Source organism: Terriglobia bacterium (assembly GCA_035712365.1).
GTDB lineage: Bacteria > Acidobacteriota > Terriglobia > UBA7540 > UBA7540 > SCRD01.
This window is the reverse complement of the sequence record DASTAW010000054.1, coordinates 79,692-89,428: the sequence shown is the minus strand read 5'-3', so window position 1 is coordinate 89,428 and position 9,737 is coordinate 79,692. Positions and strand designations below refer to the sequence as shown.

Here is a 9,737-nt window from a genome sequence, read left to right as displayed (position 1 = left end):
GGTCCCGCTGACTCAACCTCAGTTCCTCTTTTCTCATCCCCCAAGCTTCTACCACCTAAAGCGGAACTTTCTACTTTGCTCATACCGGAACTTCTCACTTTGCAGCGACACGCGTGCGATTTTGCCTTGACAAATCTGGCCTAGTATGGTAGTCTTACCGTTGCACGCGAGGACCGGCACGCCAGGCAAAATGGCAGCCGTTAATCAGCACGACCCAGCCGGGGTGGAAAGGCTAGTTTGCTGGCTTTTTGGCACAAATGGGACAGAAAAAGGTGTTATTTTGAAAAACAAACCGGAGAAGCTATTGAAAACAAAGGGAAAGACTACACGGATAGCCAAAAACGAACCGGAAACGAACCGGAAACGAAGCTACCGATCTCATTGAAAACAAAGCACAGCGTAAAAAACGGTCCAAAAACGAACCGGACCATGCCTCCGAGAGCAGACCCAAGCCGAGCTAGCCTCTCAACCTCCCGAATGACCTTCCGCCCGCAAGCGTTGGATTCAGTCGAACCCATGCTGGCTGGAAAGATGCCATTTCCCGAAATCACGGGCACTGCGAAACGCCATGCATCATGCGGCCAGGTCTATTCGCGGCGGGTGACGCCTTCGGCAATCCAGAATTTGCCGGGCTCGAAGCCGGCGCGCAAGGCGACATCGTGGGCCAAAAGCTGAATGAGGACAATGTCCACCAGGGTCCCGAGACCCAGCCGGATGGGATCGACGTGGATCAGCCGCATGTTGTTGACGTTATCAACAACGCGGTCAGAAATCAGCAGTACCCGCCCTTTGTGGGAACGGATGTCATCGGCGAGCTTCAGCAGCAAGGTGGCGGGTTTTCGGGTGCGCGGCGTCGCCGCGCCGGGGTCTGTGTGCCGGGCGAAAATGATGTAGCAGTGCGACGGGTGGACAATCTCAATCGGGCCGTGGCGGAATTGGGCCGCAGTGATCGGCTCGGCGGCGAGGCGGGCGACTTCCTTCAACATCAGGGAACCCTGGTAGGCCGATGCCATGTCCGCGCCCCTGGAAAGCAGAGCTACGTAGGGTGGATGGTTGAAGAACTCGAGCGTGGGCAGCATCAGGTCGTCGCGGCGCTCCAGGATTTTTTCCTGCGCGTCCACAGCGTGCAGCAGCGCCTGACTCAAGGGCCGGTTGAGTTCCCCGGCGATGGCGAAGGCCAGATACATCAGGACAGCCACGGCGCACGTGTAGGTCTTGGTGCTCACGGCCTCCTGGACGCCGGCCATCATGGGCAGCAGCAGCTTGCCTGCCCGGGCCAGGTGGCTGCCCTCCACGTTGGTGACGGCGATAACGTTCATCTTTTTTGGAAGGACCTCAAGCAGCCGGGTCACTTCCACCGTCTCGCCCGATTGCGATACGACCACCAGCAGCGTGTCGGGGCTCAGCACCTTCAGATGATGATGCAACAGCTCAGCCGCCTCCCAGACAATCGCGCGATATCCCATCGCCGTCAGCCAGGCCTGTGCCGGGTACGCGGCGTGAAGCGAAGAGCCCATGCCCGTAAAGACCACCAGCGTCTCGCGCGAAATCCCGAGCTTCTTCCGCATGCTCATGGGAATGGCGCCGGGGCTGGCATAATATTTGCGAACGCACGAAAGCGCGTCCGGCTGCTGCAGGATTTCTTCCATCAAAGGAGTCATGTTTGTCGGCTCTTGCTTTGGATTTGCTGAGCCCGTTCGCCCTCCGCTTGCGAACGGCCCTGAACGAAGTGAAGGGGCTCAGGATAAACTCCGCGTGCTGAGGCGCGCACCACCTGGCGCGGCCAGCCAGGCCATTCGCCCCTCTTCACAGCCTTCTGCGCTTACCCGCCGATTCTAGCACTCCGGCCAGCAGATTGAAAAGCAATCGATTGGTGGATGCTGGCAGCAAGCGTCGCGGCGTCTGGGCACGTCGCCGGTGCGCCCGGGCAGGAGGACCGCAAGAGAAAGGCTGTCGAGGCCGCGCCCAATCCCTGTGTCGTCACTCTTTCAACAGCTCTTCGTACAAATGCGCAATTTGAAGGCTGGTTTTTTCGATGGAGAAATGCTCCTCGATCTCTCGACGGGCCGCGGCGCCTATGCGGTTCATTAAATCAGGGTTTGACAACGCGTACTTGATCGCTGAACTCAAGGTAGAGGGGTCGGCTGTGCGTAAAACGTAGCCGGTCACTCCGTCACGCACTATCTCTGGAGATCCGCCGTTGTCAGTTACGATGACTGGACGCTCCATAGACATGGCCTCCAAGATGCAATTTCCCAATGCCTCCCGCTTGGAGCAAAATACGAGTACGTCGCAAGCAGAATAAACCGATGCAATGTCGTCGATAAAGCCGGTACAGGTGACGACCTCGTTAAGCCCGTAGCGATCTAATTTTCGTCTCAGGCTTTCAAAGTACAGCCCGCTATCAAAAGCTTCACCCACAAGGACTACCCGTAGTTCAGGCATTTCGGCCCGAAGCAGATTTGCAGCCTCGATCAGCAAGTCCTGTCTCTTGTTGGGATCAAACCGCGCTACCATTGCGACGACCTTACACTCGCGGGGCAAGCTCAGTCGGTCGCGAGCCTCGGCTCGGCTGTAATTTCTGGCATCGAGCTTCTTAGGGTCCACTCCGTTGTAGATGACCGCGATTCGTTCCTCAGAAATGCCGTAGCGTATCGCCTCATTGCGAACAAAGTTGGACACGGCCACAATGGCATTGGCCGCTGTTAGGTGGTCTTCAAGTGCCCATACGTCAGGAACTCTGAGGTGCTGAACTATGCGCGTTCCAGCCGCTATAGCAGCAGTAAGAAAGGGTACACCGACGGGTCCGTTCAGGTGCACGATTTCTGGCTTAACCATCCGTACGACCGCAAGACAGCGCTCGAAGTTTTCGACGGTCGCAACCGAAAAGTCGTCCCTTGGGGAAACGACTTCAACACCGCACCCGCGAAGTTTTCTCGTCAATACGCCATCCAAGGCCACAAAGGCGACGGGCTCAAAACGTTCACGATCTAAATGGCTGACGAGTTCATGCATGTTTTGTTCCGGTCCGGAAAGTGCGGAACAATTGGACACATACAATACCCTAATCTTCGAACCGGACGCATTCGGGAAAGGAAAGCAGCTTGGCAGGTTCCGGCTCGTCCTCCTCTTGCTGTCGCGGGTCATCTGGTTCCAGAGGCGAAAGCCTTGGAAATCGGGATCTTCGACACGCGAAGAATCAATGCTGGTGAGCACGTCGCATAGTATCTGCGTGTCCGCCGGGTCCGTGAATTCTACTCGTGAAGGGACCAGGTTGCGGTCTACCCCGTACTCGATGGCTGCATCCATCGGCGTCCACTCCCTTACGAGGGTGGTCCTCACGTCACGCAGGGCTGCGAGTCGCCTTACGCGGCTCACAAATCCGATTGGCGGTCCGATGAAGTCTAAAGACTCCCGACGGGCCAAGCGGTTTAACTCCGACCTTGCGTATATTACCGGCGTAGTGTGCGGCGGGAAGCCCGTGATACGGGTGGAGCCGTTGTGAAATTTCAGATGATGGGAGTACGCCCTTTTTAGAATGTCGCGTGGCGCAAGCGCCAATCCGAGCTCGAAGAAGGTAGCGTGTGCAGCTCTTCGCTGGCTGGCGATTTCGTCAAATGCGAAAAGAGCCGCTTTATGGTCCGAATGGAAAACTGAGCATGGCTTCCCATCGAGCATTTCTTTAAGCTTATGGAAATCATCCAGCGAGTGGGTTAGGACGTGTAATTCGTTACTCGGAAAAGCGCCAGCAAACCAGCCAGCGAACCATTCGACCAGGGTAATATTTTCAATTCTGGCGAACCAAGGTCGTACGTCAAGGGATTGTGACATTGGCGGAAGGCAAAGAACGGGTAACAGGCCGTCGAGGCTCGTCTCGGTCACGGCACGGCTCCTTGGGGGAAAGGTGCTGAGTTAATGGTTGGCAAGGCAAGCGCCTCTTGTCACCTCAACGCCAACAAAAGCGGCTGGGCCAGAGATAGCGATATGACCGCAGCGAGGGCAAATAGCAGCGGTGCCCTAGCGCGATTCAGCCATCCAACCGCGCCTGCCAAGCCGAATAGGTCCGATCCCTGATAGTTTCGAACGAGGAGGAGAGGAAGAAATCTGGCGGCCCCGAAGGTTGCCATCGTAAGGATCGCGCAGGGCAAGCTCTCAAAGGTCGCACACAGCAAAAGAAGCAGGTAAGTCTCAATGTAGGGCGTTAGTGTCAGAACTCCCACCCCTAAGGTAAACCCGAAAAGAAAGTCGAAGCGAGGGGTCCCTAAAAGTCCCCACGCCTGAGGCACTTGCCATCTCCGTGACGGGACCCACCAAGTCTTGCTCAGCGCCGCGCCACAGCCGTAGAAGATCGACAGGAGAACGAGCGCGGTCTGCAAAACAAGCCGGAAGTTAACAAAAAAGTGCGCGCCTAACGCCCCGATCAGGAAACAACCGATGCCCGCCGACGTCCCGCCTGTAATGGACCCTGCCGCGAAGGCACGCAGCTTGGCAAGGTGCCTGGTAGAACAGCAAGTAAGCCCGTCGACCGACGGACTGGTCACATAGACCGAGTTACGGCCTCAAGGAGACGAGAGACTGATGAAGCCGCAGACGGCGGCTATAAGGATCGGGATTATCCATGACCTTGCCGCGATGATTTCCAGCATTATCCTGTTCAACATTTCTGGACCGTGCCGAGAGTCAGCCCTCACGGTACCGGGATATTTCCATGCTCGCTACAGCCACACGGGTAGCCAGTTGACAGATCCTTGCAATCGCAGCACGTAACGTAGTTCCAAGTCGTCCAACAGTTTGATCCGCCGAAGCAGCCCCCAAAAAGGGGCGTGCAACTGCTTACGCACTGGGCCCCCTCGCAGCAACCGGAGCATTCGTCCAATATGCAGTCGTCGTCACCTCCACAGTTGTCTCCGCGTAACGCCGCAGGTAAGGAGAACGCGGCCAATACTAAGAAACTAAAGGTTCGACGCGTAACAGCGCGCAGTCTGGGAAACTTCTCGGGATCCAGAATCAGATACGCATCTGTAGCCGCCCGACGGAACATTTTGTCAGCCAGCATGATTTGACCTCCTGGGTATATGTATGCCGATATCCACTCCCTGCATCGCAGTTCCCTGGATTCTGTCCGCAAACCAGGCAAATTCCCTGTCTGAGACCGGCGCGCCTTTTCCGCGAACAACCCCGCCACAGTCGACCAACAAAGCGAAAGGCGTTGTACCTATTCGCAAACGTCTGCCGATCGTCCCCTTCGAATCGTGGACAACCTTCAGGGCCGGGACTAGTGTCTTGGAAAGATTCATGACATCATTTTCGTGACCGCGACAAATCATTACTGTTTCGGTCACGGTCTCGTTGGTTGCTGCGAATGTTTGGAGTGACGGAATGGCCTCTTTGCAAACGCGGCACTTCGCACTCGCGAAAAAGATAAATTGGAACCTTCCGCTTCCCTCACCCAACTCGACCGGAAGGCCATGTAGGTCACGCGCGTAAACAGGAGCCATCTTATGGTCCGTCTCAGGACCCTGTTGGAACCGAACGCTCGAATCATGAAACAGGAGCGCACCGCATTGGCGGTAGAGTAGAAACACCGCCACAAATAGGACACCCACGACGGCCCACAGTACAATATACGAAATGTAGAAGCTAACCACGCCTCCTCCCGCTGGGCAATGTCAGGCTCATCTGCGCTTCACCGCCGCACTAACTTCACTCAAGAGGGCGTAACAAGCAAATGTCGTAACAACCAAGAAGCCCGCTTCTACATATAAAGCTATAGGAATTTCCCGAAACTCAGTTGTGACTACCGGCCGCAGGTGGGCCTCAAGCGCCAGGAACACGGCGAGGAGGAAAAGGATTCCATTCCGAATCAGGTGAAACATGCCTGTCGGGTTCCCACTTATATCGCCGAAACACGCGCAATCCTCGACATAACCTCTCCTAAAAGCGCACGCCAACACGATGAGAAACGCTCCGAATAGGGCGGCAGTGGCAGTACCGGCGGCCGCCAGCCAAACGCCAGAAAATAGCAGGAAGCCAAGCACCAGTTCGGAGGCGATAACGGCGATCCGGACGAGGGGCGCCCGCCGGGACCAGCCCTGCCCCAAGACACCCAGAAGGAAGGCAAAGTCATCTCCCAGCCTCCACTTCATGACTGCAGCAAGGAGAAGGACACATGATAGGGTAAACCGGACGAGCAGCGTGACTTGGACGACCGCACTTCCCGTGTTGCCAGAGAGCATGCCTCACCTCTCCACAGGCCCAAATGAACTCGCGATTTTGATGAGTTCGGACCGGCCCACCTCTCCCTGTTTGCCGCCGCGAATGCCGATCATGAATCCATCGAAGGGAAAAACCAGGCTATTAAGATTGCTGGTGTCCCAGGTAGCTCGCTTGCCGTTTGCAAGGATCCTCTCCCCATTCGGTGTTGGCTTCCAGCAGCCGTTAAAATACCGGGCCTCCACGGCCACTTCTCCAATTCGGAGTTCCATCACTTCGGGTTTGGCATCCTCTGTCCCCCCAAAAAAATTGTCCGTCATGGGTGAAACAAATACGAATAGCGGCCCGAAAATACGTTTCTTAAACACTTCCAGGCTCAAATAAGCAAATTTGATCTCGGACTTCCCCGTCCTGAAACCGTCGTCGTCTCCCATGTATTCTCCGATGAGAGAATATCCCTCAGGAATGTAATGAGGTATAGGAATGGCGGTCGTTCCCATCGTGCGCGAGCTTACGTGGTCCATTGCCGCCATGCCACCGGCGGCTGCTCCCAGCCATCCCATGAAGCGTCGCCGCCCCATCGACGTTGCGCTTGGGGTTTCGCGGTTGTTAGTTGAATCTTTTTTACTCATTTCAGGGAAACCTCCTTCGAATTGCACCCTGCCCCTTCCGCTACAGTATTTGCACCTTAGGGTTCCCTCCGCCCGAATCGGCCGTTGGGGGTTTTCTGAATCTGATGCGGCATGTCTGATTTCTCACTGGTCACCTGCCCCTGGAGTGCGTGGGCGTGGGGACCTTTTAGGCATAATTTATTCTTGGTTGATGCCCCAGTCAACCCGATTATGTTGGCGAAATGTGCTAAACGTTAGTCTCGTGTGCTGCGTCGGTAGCCGGACGGTGTAAGTCCCAAACTCCTCTTAAAATCGTGGCTAAAGTTCGAGGTCGAGGAATAGCCACACTGAGCAGCGATTTGCTTTACCCGGAGGGTAGGGTCGCAAAGCAGGTGTTGAGCTTTTGCAAGACGAGCCTGCTGGAGATACTTCTTAAATGCCATTCCGGTCTCCGCCTTAAAGAGGTGTTCAAACCGGGACCGGCTAAGGCCTATCGTTTGGGCTTGCTGGCTGGTAGTCAGAGCGTTGGCGCAATTCAACTCTAAATTTCGGATCAGATCTCTGATTCGAGCATCCATTTCTGCCTCCATTGGGGTCCAGCCAAAGGCAGAGCGCGAGCCGAGGCTGAACCGAATTGCCGTGTTCAGGGAACCCAGCGTGCGTGCGTTGATGTGATCGACGTAGCAATTGCTGGCTTGGTTACACACGCACTCGTCAAATTTCTGAAAACGGAGATGACACTGTTCCCAGTGGGGCGGATAACGCCCATGCGACCAGCCACGCGCTTGCCAACGGCTCTGGTGGAGGTGGAAAAGGTTCCGGGTGGGATGACGGAAGAAAGCTGGGGCCGGAGGTTATCCGGCCCCGGTGGGTATTACAGTTGAACCACGTTCGCCGCTTGGAGACCCTTCGGTCCCCTTACGACTTCGAACTCGACGGGCGCACCTTCCTGAAGGCTACGATAACCGTCTCCCTGGATCGCAGAAAAGTGGACAAAGACGTCCTCACCACCTTGCCGCTGGATGAAACCATACCCCTTGCTGGCGTTGAACCACTTAACGGTTCCTTGCTCACGATTGTTACTCACGTTTACTTCTACTCCTTGTTGATAGTTCGCGCCGTCAGTTCTGTGCTTCACTTCCGTGGCTGATAGACACAAACAGCCGCAATCTTCCCTCGCAGCCTTTGAGTACAACTCGAAAGGGATACAAGAGCGACAAACGCAGTTCCCATTTTGCCATAAGGTAATAGAACTAACAATACTCTTTTTTCTTTAGATGCGGGGAGGGATTGGCGCAACCGCCTGACTTGCGGGAGCAGGAAGGGGCGCACCGGCTATTCTTCCCGGCAGGATTCCTCCACCAGGATGGCATGCACCGTCCGCGGTCCGTGCACGCCGCGAACAAGGATCTGTTCGATGTCGGCCGTTCTGCTGGTCCCCGAGATAAAAACCACCGACCGCGCCGCGCTGGCCTGCCCAGGATCACGCGAGACCGGGAGATGTTCGAGGACTTCGTCAAGCGTGGCGCGCAGTTGGCTGCGGCGATACAGCGCAATGTGCACCGGGGGGGCAAGCGAAACGAGTTGGCTCCCTTCGGTAGCGCTGGTCAGGACCAGGCTGCCAGTCTCGGCCAGCGCGAAGTCTACGCCGGTGATGCCTGCGCCCGCAGCGAAGCATTTATCACGGAAAAAGCTGCCTTCTTGTTGCGCTTCCGCGCTTGTGGGCCAAGCGGCAACCCGCATCCCGCGACCGTTCAGCATCTTCCCAATCTGCAACCGGCTGAGGAGCGGATTTCGCGACAGCACCACGCTTTCAACCTTGGTCTGCTCCAAAATTGAACACAATATATCCCCCAATTCCGCCGATGTCGAAGCTCGGTACGTGCTGCAACCCAGGCCCTGCAGCTCTAATTCAAACCGCTCCGCCAATTGTGCGGGCGGAATCAGGGGCATCACGCCTTCAAGGGGAGGCGGCAATATGGGTTCAGCGGCCGCATGAGCGCCTTTCTCCTTTGTTTTCAGGATGCTTCGGACGGTCCCTAGCATTTCGTCGCGGCTTGACACTGGTTATGCTCCTGCATGCGACCCCATTTGAAGGCCGACTGACTGAGATTGTACCACGCCAAATTTGGGCTTCGAGCCTGTGCGCAGTGGGTCCCTTGCGATTTTTTTTATTTCATGCTAAATTTTTTGCAACCTTCGACCTTTCCAAACCATCAGAAAGTCGGGAAAGAGAATAGAAGTAACGACACAACCATAAGGAAGGTTTGTACAATGTCAGCAACAGTGAAAACAAGAACAAGCGCTTATCGGGCGGTGCTGCTGAAGAAGCGACAGGAACTTTTGACCGGCTCCAGAAACACTCCAGAGGCTCTTTCGGCGGTTCAATCGGCTGATGAAATGGAGTTTGCCGTCCGTAGCGTCGAGCAGGACGTCAACGTAACAACGGCAAGCGTTCGCAGTCGTATGCTCAGGCAGATCGATTACGCTCTTGAGCGTGTCGCGGGCGGCACTTATGGCGAGTGCCAGTCCTGTGGAGAACAGATTTCTGCCAACCGGCTGAAGGCGATTCCCTGGGCAGAATGTTGCCTCAACTGCGAAGAACTAAGAATCAGAAACTAACCCCTTTGCTATCAAAGGCTTAATTCTTGCTTTTTGAGCAAGAAGGGAGACGTGTGTCTGCCGGGCGCCATCAGAGGCGGCTCTGCCCGGCAGGCATCACCATTTCCACTGAACTTCTCGAACCAGAAGTCTAGCCGGCTGCTCGGGCAGTAAGGTTTCGGGCAAACTGGCGGTTGACCGAGCCGTGCCGTTGTTCGTCGATCTGCAAGGCTAATGGCTGTTCAGCCCAGCTTAGAGGTCCTGGCGCCGGCGCCTGCGAGCGTCCCACGCGAGGCATTTGCTGCTGAACAT

At 55.9% G+C, this 9,737-nt stretch carries 7 protein-coding genes; 1 reads left to right on the top strand and 6 read right to left on the bottom strand.

Annotation, left to right across the window (positions count from 1 at the left end; all coding sequences use genetic code 11):
* Positions 1–587: 587 nt before the first annotated feature.
* The 6 genes from VFQ24_17045 to VFQ24_17020 form a co-directional block, all read right to left on the bottom strand.
* Complete coding sequence (locus tag VFQ24_17045; protein HET9180064.1) at positions 588–1,661, bottom strand: SIS domain-containing protein; 1,074 nt, start codon at positions 1,659–1,661, stop codon at positions 588–590.
* A gap of 319 nt (positions 1,662–1,980) precedes the next feature.
* Positions 1,981–3,882, bottom strand: a complete 1,902-nt coding sequence (locus VFQ24_17040) for a glycosyltransferase family 4 protein (GenBank protein ID HET9180063.1) — start codon at positions 3,880–3,882, stop codon at positions 1,981–1,983.
* Between the two features lie 1,793 nt (positions 3,883–5,675).
* A complete protein-coding gene (locus VFQ24_17035; GenBank protein ID HET9180062.1) occupies positions 5,676–6,236 on the bottom strand; it encodes a MauE/DoxX family redox-associated membrane protein in 561 nt (186 codons plus the stop codon).
* A 3-nt stretch (positions 6,237–6,239) separates the two neighbouring features.
* Positions 6,240–6,845 carry a hypothetical protein gene (locus VFQ24_17030; protein HET9180061.1) on the bottom strand — a complete coding sequence of 202 codons (606 nt, stop codon included), beginning with the start codon at positions 6,843–6,845 and terminating at the stop codon, positions 6,240–6,242.
* An 853-nt stretch (positions 6,846–7,698) separates the two neighbouring features.
* Positions 7,699–7,911, bottom strand: a complete 213-nt coding sequence (locus VFQ24_17025; protein HET9180060.1) for a cold-shock protein — start codon at positions 7,909–7,911, stop codon at positions 7,699–7,701.
* 248 nt (positions 7,912–8,159) lie between these two features.
* Positions 8,160–8,888: a lactate utilization protein gene (locus VFQ24_17020; GenBank protein HET9180059.1), complete on the bottom strand. Its 729-nt coding sequence runs from the start codon at positions 8,886–8,888 to the stop codon at positions 8,160–8,162.
* Positions 8,889–9,098: 210 nt separating this feature from the next.
* Here VFQ24_17020 and VFQ24_17015 point away from each other — a divergent pair, with 210 nt between their 5' ends.
* The gene (locus tag VFQ24_17015) at positions 9,099–9,446 is read left to right on the top strand and encodes a TraR/DksA C4-type zinc finger protein (GenBank protein ID HET9180058.1); all 348 of its coding nucleotides are present in this window, start codon (positions 9,099–9,101) and stop codon (positions 9,444–9,446) included.
* Positions 9,447–9,737 lie beyond the last annotated feature (291 nt).